Source organism: Nostoc sp., assembly GCF_036919615.1.
GTDB lineage: Bacteria > Cyanobacteriota > Cyanobacteriia > Cyanobacteriales > Nostocaceae > Nostoc.
This window is the reverse complement of sequence record NZ_JBALCN010000007.1, coordinates 20,496-42,299: the sequence shown is the minus strand read 5'-3', so window position 1 is coordinate 42,299 and position 21,804 is coordinate 20,496. Positions and strand designations below refer to the sequence as shown.

The window sequence follows — 21,804 nt, the reverse complement described above, 5'->3', positions numbered from 1 at the left end:
ACAGCTAGGTTCTAGGTTTTCTAAAATCTGATTTGCCACTGAGCTAAATATCAGTTAGCTTGGTATGGAATTTTACTAAAATTAGTTAAATTCACATGCCAATCTTGATATTTACTCAAAATTAGGTAAGGTTAATTCAATGTTTACATCTACTGAACGCATTAAGCCGGATGCTCAAAGTATTACTCTCTATTTGGAAAATCTTCTATCAAATAAGTATCAAATTCCAACTTTTCAAAGAGATGTTGTCTGGGAGAAAGAGAATGTTAAAAAACTGTGGGATAGTATTTATAAGTTTTACCCTTTAGGAAGTATTCTAATTTGGAAAACTAATACCAAGCTAGAAAGTCATAGGGAAATAGGTGGTATAAAGTTTGCTGATAATTTTCACTCTAATGAATACCAATACATTTTAGATGGACAACAAAGGACAACTTCTCTATTAACATCAGTACATGGGGGTAAGATTGTTAATAAGGAAAATTTTAATCCAACACTATATATAGATTTGACTATTGAACTTACTGATGCAACTGATGACACAAGTTATGCAAAAAGGTTCTTATTTTGGGACGAAATCGATGATAGAGATGGTCAGCTTATAGCAAATACTGGGAGAAAAAAACGTTATCAAGATAAATTAATTGTCAAATTAATAGATATAATTAAAGATTCTGGAAAAATAGAAAAAAATATTTATGTAAGTGTTAATGGAGAATACGATCATCCTTACATGAAACAATTGAGGATAATTAGGGAGGTTTTTGCTAATTAAAAAATTTCCTTTATTGAGTTAAGAGGTATTGAAGTTGCGGAAGTTTGTCAAATATTTGAGCGGATTAATCAAGCTGGCAAACCCTTGGATATCTTTGATATTGTGGTAGCTAAAACTTTTCGTTCTGAAAATAAGACAAATAAGATATCTGGGTTCTATCTTCGTGAATTATTTGATAAATTTAAAAGAACTATTTCTAGTAGTCAATATGCCAGTATTGATAATTTGACATTGCTCCAGATGTTAGCTGTAGTAGTAAAACTTTTATTTCCCAATGCTGGGATACAAAATATTACTGAGAAATATCTTAATGAGTTAAAAACAGAGCATATTGAAGCTGTATGGTCTGATTTTAAAATAGCAGTTGCGAAAACTTTTGATTTCTTTGATAATTATTTGCATATTAAGGGTGGAATATTAATTCCTTACCGATATTTATATCTGACTATCACAGCGTATTTTTATCGTAATGATAAACCAGATTATAATTTTTTAGATAAGTATTTTTGGTATTATAGTTTTCATAATGAAGACTTACTAAAAGATACTACTCAACTCTGGCAACATATAAACTTTGTTAATCAACAAAAGGCTAATAGTACTTATTCATTCAATCAATTTGATATTGATAAGAATTCGATAAGAAAATCTTTCTACAGTTCTAGAGGTCGCTTGTCCAGAGCAATATTATCACTTTATGCAAACCACAAGCCGCAGGATTGGGCAAAACCCCATAAAGATATTTTGTCTGATGTTTATTATCTGCTAACAGATAAGCCTAACTTGCACCATATATTTCCAGTTAATTTTATTAAACAGAGTGGCATTGCTAGTCAAATAGAATCTGATAGCTTGATGAATATTGCCTATCTATCTAAAATAACTAATTTGAAAATTAGCGATAAAAATCCGTTAGATTATCTCAAGGAATATGACGAGCCTGGTTTAGAAGAAGTGCTACGCTCTCATCTTATACCCACGATTATTCTTGAATGGTCAAGAGCCGATGTACTTCCTGAAAATGCCCTAACAATTTTTATTGAAGAAAGGACAAACCTCTTATTAGAGGCTTTGAGATTGAAGTTAGAAGGAATTGAATTTAATGTTTTTGATAGGGGCAATCGCACAGATAATATCTATTCCTAGATAAGCGATTGTCCAAAAAAGAGGTATTGCTGGGTGAAAATATAAATTTGCCTTACACACTCGCTCCGATGCGTGAGATTTTCATACTTTTATTCAGCAATCCCCCCAAAAATCTTTCACTTTATCGCTACACCAATAATATGAGGACTAACAATCGGCAATTGTGTATCAAATCGCTCATAATTCACACTCGCAAAACCAGCATTTTCTAAGGCTATCGAAGTTTCTCTATCTGGATGACAACCATCACCTATCACTTTCCAAATCGGACTAATTGTGCTTTGTAATTGCCGCAAGAAAGTTCCTTGAGGTGCAGCAACATGTTCAATAAATAAAAAGCGTCCACCTGGTTTGAGTACTCTTAAAATTGCCTGTAATGTATAATCTATATTTGGCACTGAACACAAAACTAAGGTACTAACAACAGTATCTATGCTGTTATCTTCAGCGTCTAGCCATTCAACATTACCAATGCGGAGGTCGATGTTTAAGCCCAGTTTTTCTGCTTGTTTTTGGAGATAGGAATGCATGTGTGGGTTTGGCTCGATTCCTATCCAGTGAATATCTTTAGGGTAGTAGGAGAGGTTAGGGCCTGTTCCTGGGCCGATTTCTAATACCTTCCCTTGGAGATTTGCAAAAAGAGAACGTTTGCGTTTGCCTACAATTTTATCATACGTGCTGCTACTTTCAGCCATCATCCAGGCAAAGAAATATTTCCTAAAGTTGGCAAAAATTTGATTTGGTGAATCTTTAATAATTTGGTTTACAGTCATCATCCACTTCCTAATTTTTGAGGCTATAAACTGGTGTGCCAAGCAACCATTTATAGCCTCAAGGTACGATACTTTGTGTTTCTTATACCTCACCCATTAGACTCACCTGATTGGATGATTTTGATTAACGTACATGTGTAGTGAATTACCGCAAGCTACCACAATAAGACCAAAAGCGCAGAGGCAGAAGTAGAATTTGCCTATATAGTATTTTCAAAGTTGAGTTTTTTCAGATTTGTTCAGGTTTTGTCTTTCTGCTAACCAGGTAAATAACACAATACCGCACCAGCAGCTAAGTCAACTAAATCAAAGCTGCGATCAGGTACAAATAGTTGAATTATTTCATCAACTATGCAAAAAAATATCACAATCAATGGTGCCAGCGGCAGAAAATATTAAATATTTGAATCTGACGTTTGTTTAATGTTAAATGACCTAAGTAAGCAGCGATTCCTAGCAAGAGAAAATGCAAAATTGTATCGTAATATGGAAATTGTGATATTTCAGTTGGGATAATTATCAGGTAGGCTGATATGGAAATAGACATCAAAATTCAAAAGTAAACCCAAAATGCAAAAATCCAGCGCTGATTAGATTTCATTTTGATGATTTCAAAAGATATTTATGAGCAACACAAAGATAACAAAGAGCGTTCCGCAATTGGGAACGCTATATTTTGGTAAATTCTGTTAAGATAATATGAATTTAAATTAAAAATTGCTAGTTGCTAAAATCAGACATGGAGATTTGCTTGTTCCTGCAACCAAGAATCTACAGGTTGTCCATCTTTACGGCGTAATTCAATTTCCACTACCATCACTTCTTTTGAACCTGGAGGCGCGGGTTTTTTATGGAAAATAATGTCATAATCTTCTGGATTGTGTTTACGTTCTTTCAACCATTCTTGTACCTTGGTTGTGGCAAAAAATGATTGCCCTTGCTCAAACATTCGGGTAATCTGCAATTGCAGTGTATAAGGATTTAAGCGACCCATTTTCTACCGCCTTTGTTAAGTTAATTTTAGGATAAGTAATCTGTTTACCCTAGATAATCTAATGTTAGTGCGAAGTACTCACACTTGGCACTTCGCATACAGGTACAAATTCTAGTTTCAATGCCCTAACATCTGTACAAAGAAAGTCCGAACCTAGTTCAGTGGATGGTCTAAGAAAGCGTCGATGCTCCTACAATCTGTTTTCCACAGGTTGATAAATCTTATTTATGCTGCTTGGTTTTGCCGTCTTTGGCAGTAGCTACAACTTAGTAATGTTATAATAGTACCTCCCCAAAAAGTTTGTCAAAAACTTGACTGCACTCCACTACTGAAGTTTTACGTATACTAAGGGACGAGAGAACTGATTAGTTAAGGTTTGTTCAGCATTTCCCACTGCCTTTACAACATTTCATTACTTAATTCTGTTATAGATTGGAGAGAGGCACGCCGCTTCAAAAACTGACCAACAGACTGAGATGGTTGTTATGAAGAGCAAAAATCAACATGTTTTCGCTTTAATTGTAAAAAGCACTATTGTCTTTTTACCCTTACTGTTATCCGTTGGAATTGCCAGTGGACAATCTCTACCATCACCCTCCCCAGCACTAACTCCTACTCCAATCTTATCTAATCAGGAACGGGAAGAATTGGCGCGACTACGAGCCGAAAAGCGAATTCAACAGCAAGTCCAATCTGATTTTAATAGCACTTTTAGCCGTACAACTGTCTTACTTGATGTCTGGCTAGTTATATTAAGTATATTTCCAGTCGCAGTCATTGCTTTATTTTGGCTCCTGCGACGGCTGGTAATCCGTGAAATTGTTGACAGAGCGATGCAACAACTACAGGGAATGGAAAAATTACAAAATCAGCTAACCACTATTAAACAAGAGGCTGAAAATGTTATTCAAGAAGTTAAAAAAATAAATTATGAATTAGAACAGGAAACGGCTACTTTACAACGAAAAATTAAAAATGAGCAAGAAAATGTCTCTATCCTTACATCTGAGCTAGATTTAGCTAAAGCACAGGTATTAAGTAGATTAGAAACTGAACTCAAAAAATCTCAAGAAAATATAGAAAATTTAGAGTCAAAATTTGCTTCTGGGCTATCTAAGTTAGAGTTTGATGCTCAACTACAAAGAGATATAGCACTGGAGAATCTAGGAAAATTAGCATCTGTTATGGCAGAGGAACTGTCTAAGTTAAAATTAGGTGTGCAACAACAGCAAGAACTAGCTGTTGCTGATTTAGAAGTATCAAGGTCTGAATTTACATCTCAACTTTCTGGATGGCAGTCTGATGCTCAAAAGCAAAAGGATATAGCTCTTGAGAGTTTAACAAAATTGCAGTCAGAATTTGCTGCTCAATTATCAAAATTACAGGTAGATGCTCAAGAACAAAAAGATATTATACTTGACAATTTAGTAATATTAGAGAAAGAATTGAAATTTCAATTATCAGAATTACAGGGAGATGCTCAGGAGCAAAAAGATAAAATTGTTGAAAGTTTAGGAGCATTGCAGTCAGAATTTGCTGAAAAACTATCAAACTTACAAGTAGATGCTCAAAAGTGTAAAGAGTTAATCATTGAGAATTTAGAAAAATCGGGTTCTGAGTTTACTTTGCAATTCTCAGAATTACAATGGAATGCTCAACAACAAAAGATTCTCATATTGGAGAAGTTAGAAAGATTAGAAACTGAGTTTGTCTCTCAACTTTCGGAATTACAATTGGATGCTCAAGAAAGAAAGGATCTCATCCTTCAAGAACTAACTGAAATTACACCTGAATCCATCCCAGAGGTTGTAAATTTTGAAGTTGAAGAAGAAATACTGGAACAGCCACAACAACTGGAATTCACTGCTGATGAGTATATAAAACAGGGAGATGGGCTGTTTTCCCAAAGGCATTATGAAGATGCGATCGCAGCTTACAACCAAGCGGTTAAAATCCAACCTAATGAACCTGTGGCTTGGTTAAAACGAGGTCTAACTCTCGGAAGGTTGAAACACTACAAAGATGCGATCACATCCTATGATAGAGCTATTCAGATTCAGCCAGATTATCATCAAGCTTGGTGCGATCGCGGCGTTGCTTTTGGGAACTTACAACAGCATCAGCAAGCCTTTGCCTCATTTGACAAAGCTACACAAATCAAGTCTGATGATGCTGTTGCTTGGTTGAATCGCGGACTTTCACTAGTAACATTGGAACAATATGAAGAGGCAATAGCATCTTTGGATAAAGCGCTGGAATTCCAACCCAATTCTCCCAAAATTTGGGATAAACGCGGTTATACTTTGGTAAGATTGGGACGCGATGATGAAGCGATCGCTAGTTTTAATAAAGCGTTAGAAATTAAGCCAGATTATGCCAGTGCTTATTACAACAAAGCAGCCTGTTACGCACTGCAAAGACAAGTTGAACTATCTCTGCTAACTCTACAACAAGCAATTGAACTTAATTTCAGGTATAAAGAAGATGCAGCAATTGACCTAGATTTTGATGAGATTGCTGATGATCAGCGGTTTAAGCAGTTAGTTGCAGAGTAAAAACCTAAAAATTAATTGGGCATTGGGCAATTCAATTTTGGATTGACGATAGCGCAACGTAAAGCCAACTCTTGGAGATGCTGCGCCAACGGCATGGCAACTCTTAGAGACGCTACGCGTAGCTTGCTTCCCCGTTCGCGTTAGCGTCTCCGTTGGCGCAGCCTCTCCGTCAGGAGAAGGAGAAGGGGTACGCTTAGAGCGAGTCTGCAAGCGTCTTTTGAATTAAATTTCAATTCTTTAATCCAAAATCTAAAATCTAAAATTCTTACTCCCCACTCCCCACAATTGGCGGATTCTGTTTGCCAGACATCGCTTTGAGTTTAGATGTGAAAGACTCAGAGCGCTCGCTTTTTTCTGGAGTAAATTGGCCGATTGGGGCATGAATAGGAGCGGATGGGAGCAGTTTTGGCTGTCGTTGATGATGTCTTAGTGATGGAGAGGGCGGTGGACTTTCTTGTGAAGTTTGCCTTTGGCTGACAGCAGAGGATAGCTGAAGGGTTGCCAAAGAGGCAAATTTTTCAGAAAGGGGAGACTTTAGGACAGTTTTATTGTCTGTATCTTCCTGCCTCCCCTCTTCTTCACTCAAAGATGTCTTTTGTTCGGAACTTTTCAGTTGTAGAGTTGCAGTATTGCTGTGTTGATAGCCGTTGTGAATCTTAGCTGGCGGTAATTGAGGACTCGTAACTTTCTCGACAGTGGGATTTTTCTTTGCTGGTGGTAGGGCTGGTGCAGCCAATGAGGTTAATTTTTGGGGAAATTTGCTACAAATCATCCGTTCAAATTCCATGTTGAAATGATATGTAGCCTGATCCCGGCGCTGCCAAAATACTAAGATTTGCTGCACGGAAACCCCTTTATAACGACCTTGATATAGTGCCTCAATCACTGCCAGGTGTAGCCAATTAAGTGGGTATTGCGTTTGCCAACGCTCAACTAGCTCATTGGCACTATACCCACTGAGATCGAAACTATAGTTAATTAATAAGGCGATCGCTAAGTTGGCAGAAGTGTCTGGAAGTGTTGTTAACATGGGGCTATTAGCTTTAGGCAATAGGTCTAAGATTTGTCACCCATCGCATATTAGCCTAACGTGCTTTTAACTACATGTTTTTTTTCCACGAGTTACCAAGCCGATAAGCAGTGTTTCCTATTCTACTTGCCAACTTCTGGAATGCAACCCTACATAGACTGATTTAATTGCAGATGTTCGCCCAATCGCGACTAATGCCTGATAAACCATTGCTGCAACTTCAACGCGTGTTGCCGAACGTGAAGGTGCAAGCACTTTATTCTCTGGATAATTGACAACTATTTCCTGTTGTAGATTTAGCAGCGTGAGATGTCACATATTCTCATCTAGGATGGTTCCTTCTATATTGGCTCCCTCCAAATTTGCTCCGCTCAAATTTGTCTGGTTCAAATCTGCTTGAGTGAGATTTGCCTGGGATAAGTCGGCTACAGTTAAGTCTGCACCACTCAAATCGGCTCCATCTAGATTCGCAGCCATTAAGCTTGCTTCCTGCAAATCCGCTTCACTCAAGTTAGTTTCAATCAGTTTAGCAACCGTCAAATCAGCCTGACTCAAATTAGCTCCTTCCATTGCTGCTCCATCTAAGATAGCTCCATCCAAGATAGCTCCGCTTAAATTGCTACCACTGAGATTAGCATTGCTCAAATCTGCTCCATTTAAGTCAGCTTCAATCAAACTGGCGTGGGCTAAATTAGCGTGACTCAGATTAGCTCCATCTAAAATTGCTCTATCTAAAATTACGCCACTGAGATTGGCTTCCTTTAAGTTTGCCTCGCTCAAGTTGACACCTGTAAAGTCTCTGACACCTGCGGCATAGTTTTTCAGGAGTTGATCTGCTTTCATATCTGTCACTGTGCTAAGGAACGTTTGATTGAGGCTATCCAGGTTACCCAGACAGGCAGCAAATCCCCAGCACGCGCCACTGAGGATTGGTGTGGTGAATCAAACTAGAGTGAATATCGAATCATCTTTATCTAAATTATCTATCCTTAACTACTAGCGCTACTACCTAGAGTTGTGAGTTACTTTCATCCTTGGGACAGATGTTGAGGAATTTAAAAATTTAAGCATTAGTGCAAAGTGATCGTTATACTCAATTGTGGTGTTCGTCTGGCAGAGGTTATGGCAAAACTAATTCGTATTCTTTTGCAGACTACGATTCCTACAACTGAAAATGACTGGAGCATTTTTCGTTTCTCGATGTTACAAGATTACTTAGCATCGATTAAAGACGAAGCAGGAAACTCCTTATTTGAAGTTACGGGACGCGATTACAAATCAGACGCAATAGGTGGTGATCCAGTTTTAAGTAGTCTCGAAAAATCAGATTTTGATCAACTTTGGCTATTTGGCTTAGAGGTGGATAAGGGTTTAACCGAAAAAGATATTGCCGGCATAAATGCTTTTCGGCAACGTGGCGGTGGTATTCTGGCAACACGCGATCATCAGGATATGGGCTGTTCGATGTGTGGTTTAGTTGACATTGGTGATGTTCACTATTTCAACACAAAAAATCCTGATCCTGATGAATCTCGCTGGAGCCGAGATGACTCATACACAACTTCTATTTCCTGGCCCAACTATCATTCTGGAGCTAACGGCGATTATCAAAAAATTACCCTTGTTGAACCCATTCACGAACTTTTAAAAAATCCAAATTCACCTTCAGGAAGCATCGAATTTTTTCCAACGCATCCCCATGAAGGCGGTATTGGCGTACCTTTGGGCAATGTAAACGCGCAGGTAATTGCCCTTGGTAAAAGTTTAGTTACAGGTCGTAACTTCAATCTGGTTGTAGCGATCGAGCATCATCAAGATGAACAGGGGAATATACTAGGAAGAGGAGTAGCTAACTCCAGTTTCCATCATTTAGTAGATTACAACTGGGATATTAATAAAGGCTGTCCCACTTTTGTAGATGAAGCACCAGGAGATGGTATGAAAAATGAGCCACGCGCCTTAGAAGATATCAAAACCTATGTGCGTAACGTCGCTTCCTGGCTAGCAAATTGATTTGAGTTTGAGCGATGTAGTGGCGCGACACAAATCATTGGTATCAACTTCAGGTGAAAGCCAGTAAGCGAAAAAGCTTATCTCGTTAAGAGCCTCTAGCTCTTAATGCTGATTGTAAGGCTTTGCCTCCAAAATTCGCGGCAGCAGCCCAATGAGGTGCATTTCCAGGTTATACCTCAATACGGTTCAGATATGCCCAAAACCCTGATGTAGAGACGCGATTTATCACGTCTTCAAAGACCGATTATTTAGACCAATAACCCTTAAGCCAACCGTATTAGGTTATACCTGGAAATGAGAGTTTTCTCTTGTGTTTTGGCTTAAGTTGACACGCATGGACACGGCTAAATTGGTACAGAGGAGGATGCAAGTCCAACTTGAGGCATTCCACCGTGAAACTAGAAACCTGAGCTAACCCGAAATACAGGTTATTAGCGGCGGGTAGTTCACGTTTCCCCACCAACCACTACATCTCGAATTCGGAGACTAGGACCACCACAACCCACTGACAAACCGTTTTGCCCTCCCTTACCACAACCGCCTGATTCATCCCAGTAAAAATCATCACCAATTGCCTCAATATCCGTTAGAGTTTGGAATACATTTCCCGAAAGCGTCACATCCCGCACAGGTTCAGCAATTTTGCCGTTCCTAATCATCCACGCTTCCCCAGCACTAAAGGTGAACATTTCCCCATTTGTCATCCCACCCAACCAATTACGGGCATAAACTCCTTCTTTGATATCAGTGAATAAGTCTTCGACTGGTGTTCTACCCCGTTCAATCCAGGTATTTGTCATCCGCACAATGGGAGTAAAGTGATAGTTGAGACAGCGGGCGTTACCCGTAGGCGCTTCCTCCAATTTACCAGCGGTTTCACGAGAATGTAAACGTCCAACTAAAACTCCATCTTTAATTAGTTGAGTAGTAGTGGCAGGCGTGCCTTCATCGTCGTAAAAATAGCTACCGCGATGTCCCTCTGGGGCAGCACCATCAAAGATTTGGAGTTCTTCTGGGCCAAACCGCCGTCCAATGGTCATGACTTCCAGCAGATCTGGGTTTTCGTAAGCCATATCTGCCTCAGAAAGATGACCAAAGGCTTCGTGGACAAACAAACCCGTGAGAATTGGGTCAATGACTACGGTGTAGGTATTGCCTTTGACCGATGGCAGAGATAAAGCTGCGATCGCTCTTTGAGCGGCACTTGTGACCTGTTCATCCAAATCAGTTAAATCTTCGTAAGCTTTGCGAGAGCCAGTAGTTTCCCGTCCAGTTTGTACGGTTTCGCCATTTCTGGCGGTGGCGGCAAAGCGCATTTCCATATCCACCCAAGATTGCTCGATCAAAGTGCCTTCTGAGGTAGCAATGATCACTTTTTGGGCGCTGTCACCGTAACGCACTGAGGTAGTGGTAATCCGGCGATCAACGCTTTTGAGCAATTGGGCATAGTGATCGCACAATTGTTTTTTCTTCGAGAGTGGGATTTTTCGGGGATTGGTGCCTTTTAGGGGTAGAATGCATACTGCTTGCACTGGGTCAATGGGTGCAAGTAAAGTTTCTTCATCACCAACCATCCGTGCAGCAGCGATCGCTTCTTCTATACGATCCTTAATTGTCGCCAGCTGGTTAAAGCAGCTCAACCCCCATCCACCTTTATAACAAGCGCGAATATGTCCACCAATAGAGATGCCTTCACTGAGGGTTTCTACCTTGTCGCCACGCAACAAGATATCAGTCCCTTCTGCTTCTTCAAGGCGAATCATCAGATAATCTACACGCTCTGAGTAGCGGGCGATCAGGTCAGAAAGTAAATTTTGGGCGTCAGCAAGTGTAGTCGGCATTTCCAGGTAGTAACAATGACGAACTGCATTTATTTTGCAATTATTTGGGGAATTTTTGCTACTCAATGTCGGAGTTCCCCCATGAATCACTGACCTAGAAAATGAGGGACTGGGGACTAAACTCTTCTCGATACCCAATCTTGGGCGTAGCGCTCTGACTCTTAGTACTTCCTTTTTTACGGTGGGTAAGAACTGAATGATGTGCTAAGGTAATTAGGTGAGAATAAAATTCGGTTACAGTGTTTGTTTTTAGTATTGACAGGCTTTTCCCTTTTGGTCTTAACAAGCTTGTCTCCGAAATCTAAATCTCTACACACCTATGATTTTGGAGATAACGCATGTCAATTTATGTAGGTAATCTATCCTACGAGGTCACACAAGAAGACCTCACTTCTGTTTTCGCCGAACATGGTTCTGTAAAACGGGTTCAGTTGCCTACTGACCGTGAAACAGGACGTCCACGCGGCTTTGCTTTTGTAGAGATGGGTACAGAAGCTGAGGAAACAGCTGCCATTGAAGCTCTTGATGGTGCTGAGTGGATGGGACGCGACCTCAAAGTCAATAAGGCTAAACCGAAGGAAGATAGAGGTGGTTCCTTTGGTGGTGATCGTCGCGGCAACAGTGGCGGTGGAGGATACTCTCGAGGACGCTACTAAGCTTTAAGATAAAAAATTCAGTTTTAAAGTCTAAAGGGCAGAATCATTATCTGCCCTTTTTGCGCTCCGGTCTACTGGATGGCTTAAAATTGCCCAGTACCAATTAAGTAGGAGATGAAAATGACCCAAGTATTTGTGGGCGAAAATGAAGGAATTGAGTCAGCCTTACGTCGATTTAAGAGGGAAGTTTCCAAAGCAGGTATTTTTCCAGACATGAGAAAGCATCGTCACTTTGAAACGCCTTTGGAAAAACACAAGCGCAAAGAAGTTGCAAGGCACAAGCAACGTAAGAGGAATTTCCGTCGCAATTGAGAACAAGCGATCGCACTCTCTCTATTAGATTCTTAGCTGTCAAAGAGGCGATCGCTGTACTCCTGTATGTGAATCTAAAGAGTAGGTTTTGGCAAAGCTATTACTGATTATGGGATTGGCAATAACTAGAATATACAGCAGATTGCAACTTCTCTTCTTAGGCTACGCCAAGGTGAGGTACAGATTATCGTAAGGGAACAGTTAATAGCTATAATTTACCATTTTTTCTGTTCGTGCAACAACGCCCTTTCAATCTACAACATCATCTCGCTTTAAAGCAGCCGTCAATTTTCTCATAAACTCAACAAAAACGCGAACTTTAGCTGAGAGATAACGTTTTTGCGGATACAACACTGCGATCGGTAATCCGACTTGGGTTGTGTAAGATTGGAGAATCGGTTGGATATCTCCACGTGCGATCGCCTTCGCTGCAATAAATTTGGGCAATTGCACCACACCGGCTCCTTGAATGACTGCCTCTAAAATGACTTCTGAATTATCGAATCTCAGATAACTGTCAATGCCAGAGTCAATCGATTTTCCGTGTTGTTCAAACTTCCAGTTAGCTTCTCGCCGAGTCTGTGGATAGATAAAGTTGACACAGCGATGCTGCGATAGTTCTGTGGGCGTTGTGGGCGTACCATACTGGGCGAGATACTGCGGCGAGGCACAAGTGATGTAGTGTGCAGTTGCCAGGTGGTGCATGATTAAACTGCTATCGCTGCTGATTCCAATCCGCACAGTTGCATCAACGCCTTCCTCAATCAGATCAATCAGGCGATCATTAAAAGAAACATTCAGATTTAGCTTCGGATATTGTGCAGCAAATTGCAGCAGAGCCGGAGCGATATGCATTTTGCCAAACACAAAGCTCAGATCCAATCGCAATGTTCCCAGAGGTATGGATTGCGATTGTTTGACTTCGAGTTCGGCTTCTTCCAAATCGTTGAGAATTTGCTGAGAGCGTTGATAAAATCGGTTGCCATCTTCGGTCAGCGTCAAACTCCGAGTCGTCCGCTGGAGCAAGCGTACCCCCAATTCATCTTCTAAGCGCAATACAGCCCGACTCACGGCTGACGGAGCCATGCCTAACTGTCGGGCTGCCTCGGAAAAGCTGCCATATTGAGCAGAGCGCATGAAAATCATCAGGCTTTTCAGCTTGTCCATTGATGCAACCACATCTTTGAATTTTTTGCATAACTGTTTTGAATTTTAACTAGTTTCCCTCTTTTTCTGTATAAGGTAATGTTTAGACAAGATGAAATTTCTGATCCGCAAACAGCATCGAAAAAAAAGTATGACACAGCAAATAAACGTAGAACGACTCATCTTAGTCACCGGAGCCACGGGCAATCAAGGTGGTGCGGTAGCGCGTCATCTTTTGCAGCGCGGAAATTTCAAAGTGCGTGCCTTTGTGCGCGACCCAAACAAGCCTGCTGCTCAAGCACTCCAGCAGGCGGGAGCAGAACTGGTAGTAGGAGAGTTTAGCGATCGCGCTTCCCTTGATCGCGCTCTGCAAGGTGCCTATGGCGTTTTTTCGATACAGACCTTCCTCAAAGACGGATTAGAAGCCGAAATCCGCGACGGCAAAACGGTTGCAGACGCAGCAAAAGCAGCGGGCATCCAGCATTTCGTCTACAGTTCGGTGGGGAGCGCCGAACGCAACACAGGCATTCCGCATTTTGACAGCAAGTTTCAAGTCGAAGAATACATCCGATCGCTTGGTTTGCCTTACACGATGATGCGTCCGGTTTTCTTTTTCTACAATTACAACACCATGCGTCCAATGGTTGAAGCTGGAACGCTTTCCCAGCCGCTCAGTCTGGAAACGAAATTACAGCAGCTTTCCGAAGAAGATTACGGGGAAATGGTCGCTGAGGTGTTTGATCGTCCCACCGATTTCTTGAACCGTGAGGAGGAAGTCGCCAGTGTAGACATGACCATGCCGGAAATCGCTGCCGCGTCCAGTCGCGTGCTGGGCAAAACCGTCAACTACCAACAAATTCCGTTTGAAGCGTTTGAGCAGCAAGCCGGGGAGGAAGTGACCATCATGTATCGCTGGCTTGAGAACGTTGGTTATGGGGCGGATCTAGCGCAATTGAAACGTGATTTTCCGGCACCGACCGACTTTGAATCCTATTTGCGCGACCACAACTGGGCAAAACCAGCTGAAAGCTAGGGTGTTGAGTCAAAAGGTCTATAGGATAGTCATTTAGAGTTCAAACAATAGATTGTTCACTCGAAGAAAATCAGGTATGAAATTAAACGGAAAGATTGCAGTTGTGACCGGGGCAAGTCGAGGTATTGGCAAAGCGATCGCAACCCGACTGGCAAGCGAAGGGGCGATCGTCGCCATCAACTATCGCGAAGATGCCAAGCCCGCTGAAGCATTGGTTTCTGAACTAAACAGTAGGGGGTTCAAAGCTCAAGCGTTTCGTGCTGACGTAAGCAAACCAACCGAATGCCATACTCTTTTGAACGACGTTGTTAAAACTTTCGGGCAAGTAGATATCTTGGTAAGCAACGCTGGTATCGAGCATTTCGGAAAGCTGGAGGAAATCACCCCGGAAGATTTTGAGCGTGTGTTCTCAGTGAATGTTGCCGGCCAACTATTTGTCACGCAGGCTGCCTCTGGCTACCTTCCGTCCGGTGGACGTATCGTCCTGACTTCCTCTGTAAGTGCCCAGATTTCGATCTTCTATCATACGCTTTATGCCGCAAGCAAAGCTGCCGTTTCGGCGATGGTACTTAACTTGGCTCCTGAACTGGGAGAGCGTGGGATCACCATCAATGCAATTGCACCAGGCGGCACAGCGACGGACATGGCGAAAGAGAATGGGAAGCTTTACACACATCCGGCTCTACAGGATGTATCGACCGAGGCTCTACTCAAAAGCAAGGCATCACTACAGCGCCTGGCTCAGCCGGAAGAAATCGCTGCAGCTGTAGCATTTCTAGTCTCCGATGACGCTTCCTATGTCACCGGCAGCACGCTTGCTGTCGACGGAGGAAGGCTCTAAAGCTGCTTCATCCAGACGCAGAAGGTGGTTTCTTGTCCAGTTTTGGTGACTGAAGTATGCATGAATATTGTGAAACCTGGAAATTTCGTTGAATGAAAAGCGCGATCGCAGCGTTACTCTATCTCACCTAAACCATCTCAAACTCTAATTGATGACTCTTGAAAAAATCATGAGTGAAATGATCCACCACATTTGTATCAGCTAATTCCAAGTTATAAAAATCCACAGCTTCATGATCAAAATGGGGACCAGCGTGCCAAGTACCCTCATGTAGCTTGATAAAACAATTCCCTGGAATACGAAAAGCAGCAATCTCTTCTAATGCTGGTTCATTCACATCATTATCAGGAGGACAAACTGCAATTAACCAATCCTTCCCTTCCAAAGAACCCAGACATTGAGTGCATTGCACATGGCGAGTAATTTTATGAAACTTTCGCCCTCTCTTCTCCAATCGCATAATATAAAATCGTGGAATCCCCTTTTGTAGATTTAACTGGGTATCTTCCTGATCATAAGCTTTGCCATCTTGACTAGCAAAAATCACCTGTCCATAACGCCGAAAGTTTTCACAAGTCACCCATTGTGCCTGCAATTGTTGTACTGTCTTTGATGTGCTCATATCAAATTTTTGAAAAAGATTACTTAGGTTTATTTTCCCTAAAAATGACCAATAATTATTTAGCTAGCTAGATAACTACGTACTTGTTCCTTTTGGCGTCGGAGGAGACTGAGAGCTTTTTGCTCTATTTGACGCACCCGTTCTCGACTAATACCCATGCGATCGCCAATTTGTGCTAAAGAAAGTTCATATCCATCACTCAGACCAAAGCGCAAGGTTAATATTTCTCGCTGCTGGGGAGACAGCTTTGCCAACAAGTCTTGTAAGTCTTGGTGGAGAGATTCTTCAACGGCATAGTCTTCGGGAGAAGGGCCATCATCCTCCAGTATGTCCTGCAATTCTGTATCTTGTTGTTCACCAACTCGCGCCTCTAGGGAGAAGGGTTGACGGGCCAAGTATAAACACTCTCGAACTTGGCTGGGTGTCAAAGATAACGCCTTAGCAATTTCAGCAGTAGTGGGAACGCGACCTAGCTGTTGAGATAATTCTCGCTGCACCCGTTTAATTTTGTTCAGTTTCTCAAAGACGTGGATAGGTAAACGAATTGTCCGTCCTTGTTGAGCGATTGCTCGTGTGATTCCTTGACGAATCCACCAGTAAGCGTAGGTTGAAAACTTATAACCAAGAGCGGGATCAAATTTATCCACCCCTCGCTCTAAACCCAAAGTACCTTCTTGAATTAGATCCATAAATTCTAGGTTGCGGTGCTGGTATTTCTTCGCCACTGCTACCACTAACCGGAGATTAGCCTGAATCATTTTCTGCTTGGCTTGGTGTCCTAAATTTAGCTGTTGCTCTAGCACCTCAACACTTAACTCCAGCTGATCTGCCCATTCTTGCAGCGTGGGTTGGTGCTTTAATTTCACAGCCAATTCTTCCTTAGCAGCTAGTAAATTCATCATTTGCTGCACTTGTTGGGCAAAAATAACCTCTTGTTCGCGAGTCAACAAATCTACACGCCCGATCTCTTGCAGATAACTACGCACAATATCATCTGTAGCTCGAGGTTTTTTATCTGCCGCTAAACTTTTTTTCTTTGTTTTTTGAACTTCGGTATGTGGAGATGTTAAGTTGCTCATGGTTATTTGCTCCTCTGTAACCTCATCAATTTATTGGTATCAAGTCTAGATATTCAGACCCTTAGGCATTTCACACTGCTAATCAATCAATTGGCAATACTAATGAATTCTGGTCTATGATACATTACAAGTCAATTGTTGGAGATAATAAACCCAAAATCAACCCACCCCTTAATACTAACATCATCACCAGTGACAAATCAATTACCCCAAGTATGAGCAGTATAACTTTTGAAGTAATTAGACTCCTTCATTATTGATTTTTGCATATTTTCAAACACAATTTTTTTTAGTTTAATTATCCAATGCAGTTAATTGAAAAAATTAATAATTTACCGAGCAACGATTTCATTACCTAAGAGACAAATTACTAACAGCAAATATCAATATAATTCAGAATTATTAAATTATAAATCTTTTTCAGTATTAATAGTCTGATTTTACATCAATGTAGTTCTGATTAAATCGAAACTCATTAAATATAAAATGTCCATTTTTTACCTCTAATTTTTTGCTAGATAATCCAATCATATCAAGCTCATATCAAGCTGTGTAGATAGCAGGCGATCATTAAGCATGAAAGAAAGCACTTTTCCTGCTCCCCCTGCTCAAGAACAGCTTTCTTTAGGAGTCTGGTCAAATACTTGTAATTAGGGATTTAGGATGACAAAGACGCGGGTATCTGCAACAATTGCACTTGTGTCATCCTGCACGCAGACATCTGCATTGAATGCCGTATTATCAATGTAATTACTCCTGGAAACATTTTCTGGACTAAAAGTAGTAACAGTGGTCAGATTAACACCAAGGATAATACTTGGCAAGACAGCAACACCCACGTAGCTTGCTGCCGTAGGCATCGCCACTAATATTCTAATTGAAGGGAAAAGAATTTACGTTTAGAGATAGTTGATATGACAAGATTCTCCACTTCTTAATTAGTCGGAAATCATCTGAGACTCTTAACGATACAACATCTTAAAGCTTTCTGACTTTACAAGTTTTGCCTTGAAGTTGACACAATTACACAGTTGTGAATTCATATAGATAATTGACTTGTTGCAAATATTTTTGGGAAAATGGCACTACGTTGCAATTTTGGCGTTGCAGAATAGAAATATGAATTAGAGCGACGCCGAATAGCCCCTCTTAGACATCGCGATGAAATGCCCAAGGTGTGCGTCCATGAAAAGAGCAAGGTTCAAGAGTTACATACATTTTCAAGAAGTTGAAAGCTTTGCCTTGAATCTGGTTAAATGCGTCAGCCTCAGCATGGTGTTTTCCAGGTACTTGCGTGTATGCTTGAGCTACTATCTCTTAGGCATCTACGATCACACAGCCTACTAGTGGGTTCGGCAAATATTCCGGCAAAGCTTTTCTACTTTAAGCTAAAGCAGCCAGCATAAATATTTCATTCATGTTTTAGCGTAAATCATCTAGATAAATCACACTTCCAATAATTAGTTATCTCTTGTTAAAAAAATTCCTATATCAAAACTTAGTGACTGTCACACTAATACCAGAATTGAGTTTAGGAACCTTGAGATACTCAATTGGCTCAGTACTTTGAGAGCTTGGAGTATTTGTTGGCTTTTGACATTGCTTAAAGAAAGCATCTGGGTTATTGATGAATTTAAGCGGGTTGATATTTTGGCATCCTCGCTCCTGCACTAACAAAATTGATTCAGCAGTTTGTTTTGGATTATTGGTCTGTCCGATAAAATTACTCCATGTAGTGTTAATCGTGGCTGGTTCCGTTAATAAAATTCCAGCCTGATTGCGATAGTGAAACGGCTCCTTTGGAGCATCGCCTGTTGTCATAGGAATATTCTCCTGGTTGGCATAAGCACTCTGGGAGAGAGCGAGTGCGCTAATAACAACGACTAAGGTGATGGAAGAGGATTTCATAATTCAATTTCTCAACATTTAATGTCAGTTTAATAATTACAATTGGCTAGATACAGAAACCAAAAAATAGCAACCTAGTTTAAGAACTTCAGATTAACACAGCTAATAATAAGTATAGCTAAACTTCATTAAAAATATATTGTAAGTTTAAAGAGAAGCCTAAAATATGTGATATAAACCCAAGGACAAGCACTATATTGTAATTTTCATACCTCAAGCCAGATACAAAAAAGTCTTTCACCAGTCTGGGCAAGTTAAATTGATCGCAAGTCTTCACAACTTTCATACTAAAATCACACAATCTTAGTATTGCAAGTCTCATATCATTCTCAAAATTGTCCATTATTCAGAGCAAGAATTAATTGCTACTGAAAGCTTTTAAACAGCTTACATAAATATCTATTTAGTCTTTTAAAATTAGCATTTACTAAGTAAATACACTGTTGTATATGAATCTTTTGTAAAGTTTTTCAATTAAGTCTTTTTACAGAATATGATATTGAGTATGAGATGACTAATCATTAATTGCATCATTAATCACACAAAACTAAGTTATTAAAAAAAAATCTAAAGCCTCTAAATCAGGGAAAAAGTTATGAGTTATCCTGTTTTTGCTCTCAGTTAAAGTTGCGATTAACAAAACTATTAGTTTACTTCAGATATTGAACAACCTTAATAAAAAAGCATCAGCTGACAATTAATGCAAATATTACTATCGTAAAGTAGACTAGAGTGCTACTGCTGGGAAAACACTAAGAAAAATCTGCTGTAAGTAAATAGTCTTTATTTTATAAAATTTGTATATATTATGACGATGGAATCTTTACCCAACTTTGAAGAAATAAATATTCAGAAATACTTAGAAGTTCTTCAACGGCGTTGGCTACCTCTAGTCGGAATTTTTGGTATAGCTGTTAGCCTTGGATGCTTGTATGCATTTTCACTAAAACCCTCATACAAGGCAGAAGGAAGTTTGATGATTAAAACAAATCGCTCTTCCTCACTCACAGGGTTACCACAAGACATAGGACGCCTGGAAGCTTTAAATATGAACGACAATCCCCTGGAAACTCAGGTGAGAGTTGTGGGATCAAATCCAGTCATTGAGAAAACAATTAATTTTCTCAACCTCAAAAATAGTAAAGGCAAACCGCTGTTGATTCCCGACTTGGCAAAACAACTAAAAATAGAAGGAATCAAAGGCACTGATGTTGTACAACTTTCTTACAAAGGCAATGATCCAGAACTGGCTGCCAAAATCGTCAATGAAGTTATCGACAGTTATATCGACCTAAATATTAAGGCTAATCAGAATGAAGCGCTGATAGCTAAAGAGGTTCTCGTAACTGAAGTACCTAAAGCTGAGGAAATTGTTAGAAGAGCCGAATCAAAACTGCGGGTATTTAAAGAAACTAATAAAGTTGTTGTCTTGGAACAAGAAGCAACCGCAGCAGTCGATACGATTTCCAAGTTAGGAAATCAAATTTCTCAAGCTTTAGCTCAACTAGATGATATCAAAGGTCGTCTAGAACAGTTACGCAGTGAAGCTCAAGTAGATTCACAGCAAGGTGTAATCGCATCTGAATTGAGTCAAGCACCTGGAGTTCAAAAAGTGCTTGCCCTACTCCAAGAAACAGAAAGCCAACTGGCACTAGAGCAGACTCGTTTTTCACCTGAACACCCTACAATTACTAATTTAGAAGAAAAAATCGTAGCTCTTAAGAGCTTGTTAAAAGAGCGGACAGGACAAGTAGCGGGTGCAGCGCAGATAACAGAGGGAAGTTTACAGGTTGGACAACTGCGGCAAAGCCTAATTGCAGATATTACTCGTGCTCAGGCAGAACGCGTTGGTCTAGAAAGACAAATTGCCACACTCTTGCGACAGCAAGATGGCTACATCAAACGAGCAAATAATTTACCAAGGTTAGAACAGAATCAACGAGAGCTAGAACGGAAGCTGCAAGCAGCTCAAACGACTTACGAAACACTCTTAAAGAAACGCCAAGAAATTGATATTGCACAGAACCAAAAGATTCCTAATGCTCGTGTAATTTCCTATGCCTTAATCCCTGATAAAGCAGAAGGACCTCGCAAAATCCTGTTTATTGTTGGTGCAGGAGGAGTTGGTCTTTTCTTAGGTATCATTGTCGCCTTTAGTTTAGACTTGATAGACCGCTCGGTGAAGACCGTCAAAGAAGCCAAAGAAGTCTTGAGATACAGTGTTTTGGGAGTGATTCCCACGCAAGGTAGAAATGCTAAAGCTGATTCTTCTATAGCAGGACTCGATAGAGCTATTCCCAAAATTATTGGCAGAGATATTCCTTACTTCCCTCTTGGTAATGCATACCAAATACTACAAGTGAACTTGAAGTTCCTCCGTTCTGATAAACCGCTCAAAAGCATTGTAGTTACAAGTTCTGTTACCAAAGAAGGAAAGTCTGACGTATCCGCAAATTTAGCTGTAACTATGGCTCAGGCAGGACGTCGGGTGTTATTAGTAGATGCAGATATGCGTCATCCCATACAGCATCATATCTGGGGGCTAACAAATACAATGGGACTAAGTAATGTGATTGCTGGTCAAGTTTCTTTAGATGCAGTTGTGCAAGAAGTGATGCCTAATCTGGAGGTTCTTAGTTCCGGAGTTTTGCCTCCCAATCCAGTAGCAATGCTAGATTCTCAACGCATGGCAACATTAATTAGCAACTTTGAGAGAGATTATGATCTTGTAATTTTTGATACACCGCCTCTGTCAGGAATAGCAGATGCCGCTGTTTTAAGCACCCTCACTGACGGTATTTTATTAGTCGTTCGTCCTGGAGTGGTTGACTTGAACAGCGCGAATGCAGCTAAAGAGTTTTTAACTCAGTCAGGTCAGAAGGTGTTAGGGATAGTCATCAATGGTGTGAATCCTAAAAATGAACCTAATAATTATTTTTATGATACCAAAAAACGACGAATTGAACAAGATTTAGTATCTAGCAGCTTAACAAAATTGTCCAAAGAGCGTTAAGTTCTCCTATAGATTGCGAAAGCAACCCTCACCAAAACCATCTAAACCCAATTTTTTGACTGTCTGA

Annotated in this window: 21 protein-coding genes; 9 read left to right on the top strand and 12 right to left on the bottom strand. The window is 40.4% G+C overall.

Features of this window, described 5'->3' with window-relative positions:
- The first annotated feature begins 139 nt into the window (after positions 1 to 139).
- On the top strand, positions 140 to 775 hold the full coding sequence (locus V7K48_RS02960; protein WP_335069459.1) for a DUF262 domain-containing protein: 636 nt from the start codon (positions 140 to 142) through the stop codon (positions 773 to 775).
- Positions 776 to 859: 84 nt separating this feature from the next.
- A complete protein-coding gene (locus V7K48_RS02955; RefSeq protein ID WP_335069457.1) occupies positions 860 to 1,921 on the top strand; it encodes a hypothetical protein in 1,062 nt (353 codons plus the stop codon).
- Between the two features lie 116 nt (positions 1,922 to 2,037).
- On the opposite strand, the gene V7K48_RS02950 is transcribed toward V7K48_RS02955, so the two are convergent.
- From V7K48_RS02950 to V7K48_RS02940, 3 genes are all read right to left on the bottom strand, one after another.
- Complete coding sequence (locus V7K48_RS02950; protein WP_335069455.1) at positions 2,038 to 2,697, bottom strand: class I SAM-dependent methyltransferase; 660 nt, start codon at positions 2,695 to 2,697, stop codon at positions 2,038 to 2,040.
- A gap of 254 nt (positions 2,698 to 2,951) precedes the next feature.
- Positions 2,952 to 3,062, bottom strand: coding sequence for a VanZ family protein (locus V7K48_RS02945; RefSeq protein WP_335069453.1), 111 nt, complete (start codon positions 3,060 to 3,062; stop codon positions 2,952 to 2,954).
- Between the two features lie 365 nt (positions 3,063 to 3,427).
- Positions 3,428 to 3,688, bottom strand: a complete 261-nt coding sequence (locus V7K48_RS02940; RefSeq protein ID WP_335069451.1) for a hypothetical protein — start codon at positions 3,686 to 3,688, stop codon at positions 3,428 to 3,430.
- A gap of 485 nt (positions 3,689 to 4,173) precedes the next feature.
- On the opposite strand from V7K48_RS02940, the gene V7K48_RS02935 reads away from it, so the two are divergent.
- On the top strand, positions 4,174 to 6,243 hold the full coding sequence (locus V7K48_RS02935; protein ID WP_335069449.1) for a tetratricopeptide repeat protein: 2,070 nt from the start codon (positions 4,174 to 4,176) through the stop codon (positions 6,241 to 6,243).
- 265 nt (positions 6,244 to 6,508) lie between these two features.
- Here the strand turns inward: V7K48_RS02935 and V7K48_RS02930 are convergent, their stop codons facing one another.
- From V7K48_RS02930 to V7K48_RS02920, 3 genes are all read right to left on the bottom strand, one after another.
- Positions 6,509 to 7,273: a hypothetical protein gene (locus V7K48_RS02930; RefSeq protein ID WP_335069447.1), complete on the bottom strand. Its 765-nt coding sequence runs from the start codon at positions 7,271 to 7,273 to the stop codon at positions 6,509 to 6,511.
- A 117-nt stretch (positions 7,274 to 7,390) separates the two neighbouring features.
- Positions 7,391 to 7,528 carry a hypothetical protein gene (locus tag V7K48_RS02925; protein WP_335069445.1) on the bottom strand — a complete coding sequence of 46 codons (138 nt, stop codon included), beginning with the start codon at positions 7,526 to 7,528 and terminating at the stop codon, positions 7,391 to 7,393.
- Between the two features lie 57 nt (positions 7,529 to 7,585).
- Positions 7,586 to 8,116 carry a pentapeptide repeat-containing protein gene (locus tag V7K48_RS02920; RefSeq protein ID WP_335069443.1) on the bottom strand — a complete coding sequence of 177 codons (531 nt, stop codon included), beginning with the start codon at positions 8,114 to 8,116 and terminating at the stop codon, positions 7,586 to 7,588.
- Between the two features lie 279 nt (positions 8,117 to 8,395).
- On the opposite strand from V7K48_RS02920, the gene V7K48_RS02915 reads away from it, so the two are divergent.
- The gene (locus V7K48_RS02915) at positions 8,396 to 9,286 is read left to right on the top strand and encodes a hypothetical protein (protein ID WP_335069441.1); all 891 of its coding nucleotides are present in this window, start codon (positions 8,396 to 8,398) and stop codon (positions 9,284 to 9,286) included.
- Between the two features lie 446 nt (positions 9,287 to 9,732).
- On the opposite strand, the gene V7K48_RS02910 is transcribed toward V7K48_RS02915, so the two are convergent.
- On the bottom strand, positions 9,733 to 11,127 hold the full coding sequence (locus tag V7K48_RS02910) for a TldD/PmbA family protein (protein ID WP_335069439.1): 1,395 nt from the start codon (positions 11,125 to 11,127) through the stop codon (positions 9,733 to 9,735).
- A gap of 338 nt (positions 11,128 to 11,465) precedes the next feature.
- Here V7K48_RS02910 and V7K48_RS02905 point away from each other — a divergent pair, with 338 nt between their 5' ends.
- Positions 11,466 to 11,783: an RNA recognition motif domain-containing protein gene (locus V7K48_RS02905; protein WP_334973016.1), complete on the top strand. Its 318-nt coding sequence runs from the start codon at positions 11,466 to 11,468 to the stop codon at positions 11,781 to 11,783.
- Positions 11,784 to 11,903: 120 nt separating this feature from the next.
- Positions 11,904 to 12,095, top strand: a complete 192-nt coding sequence (gene rpsU / locus V7K48_RS02900) for a 30S ribosomal protein S21 (RefSeq protein WP_094333031.1) — start codon at positions 11,904 to 11,906, stop codon at positions 12,093 to 12,095.
- Positions 12,096 to 12,344: 249 nt separating this feature from the next.
- Here the strand turns inward: rpsU and V7K48_RS02895 are convergent, their stop codons facing one another.
- A complete protein-coding gene (locus tag V7K48_RS02895) occupies positions 12,345 to 13,262 on the bottom strand; it encodes a LysR family transcriptional regulator (RefSeq protein ID WP_335069437.1) in 918 nt (305 codons plus the stop codon).
- A 91-nt stretch (positions 13,263 to 13,353) separates the two neighbouring features.
- On the opposite strand from V7K48_RS02895, the gene V7K48_RS02890 reads away from it, so the two are divergent.
- Both V7K48_RS02890 and V7K48_RS02885 read left to right on the top strand, forming a co-directional pair.
- A complete protein-coding gene (locus V7K48_RS02890) occupies positions 13,354 to 14,274 on the top strand; it encodes an NmrA/HSCARG family protein (protein ID WP_335069434.1) in 921 nt (306 codons plus the stop codon).
- 76 nt (positions 14,275 to 14,350) lie between these two features.
- Positions 14,351 to 15,115 (top strand): SDR family NAD(P)-dependent oxidoreductase, encoded by a 765-nt coding sequence (locus tag V7K48_RS02885; RefSeq protein ID WP_334973092.1) that lies wholly within the window; start codon positions 14,351 to 14,353, stop codon positions 15,113 to 15,115.
- A gap of 127 nt (positions 15,116 to 15,242) precedes the next feature.
- On the opposite strand, the gene V7K48_RS02880 is transcribed toward V7K48_RS02885, so the two are convergent.
- The 4 genes from V7K48_RS02880 to V7K48_RS02865 all read right to left on the bottom strand — a co-directional run bounded on the left by V7K48_RS02880 (position 15,243) and on the right by V7K48_RS02865 (position 18,724).
- On the bottom strand, positions 15,243 to 15,737 hold the full coding sequence (locus V7K48_RS02880; RefSeq protein WP_335069432.1) for an ureidoglycolate lyase: 495 nt from the start codon (positions 15,735 to 15,737) through the stop codon (positions 15,243 to 15,245).
- 59 nt (positions 15,738 to 15,796) lie between these two features.
- Positions 15,797 to 16,816, bottom strand: coding sequence for an RpoD/SigA family RNA polymerase sigma factor (locus V7K48_RS02875; protein WP_334973104.1), 1,020 nt, complete (start codon positions 16,814 to 16,816; stop codon positions 15,797 to 15,799).
- Positions 16,817 to 17,466: 650 nt separating this feature from the next.
- Positions 17,467 to 17,676 (bottom strand): DUF3172 domain-containing protein, encoded by a 210-nt coding sequence (locus V7K48_RS02870; protein ID WP_335069430.1) that lies wholly within the window; start codon positions 17,674 to 17,676, stop codon positions 17,467 to 17,469.
- A 631-nt stretch (positions 17,677 to 18,307) separates the two neighbouring features.
- On the bottom strand, positions 18,308 to 18,724 hold the full coding sequence (locus tag V7K48_RS02865) for a hypothetical protein (RefSeq protein ID WP_335069428.1): 417 nt from the start codon (positions 18,722 to 18,724) through the stop codon (positions 18,308 to 18,310).
- A gap of 808 nt (positions 18,725 to 19,532) precedes the next feature.
- Between V7K48_RS02865 and V7K48_RS02860 the strand changes: the two genes are divergently transcribed.
- Positions 19,533 to 21,737, top strand: coding sequence for a GumC family protein (locus tag V7K48_RS02860; protein ID WP_335069426.1), 2,205 nt, complete (start codon positions 19,533 to 19,535; stop codon positions 21,735 to 21,737).
- The last annotated feature ends 67 nt before the right edge of the window (positions 21,738 to 21,804 follow it).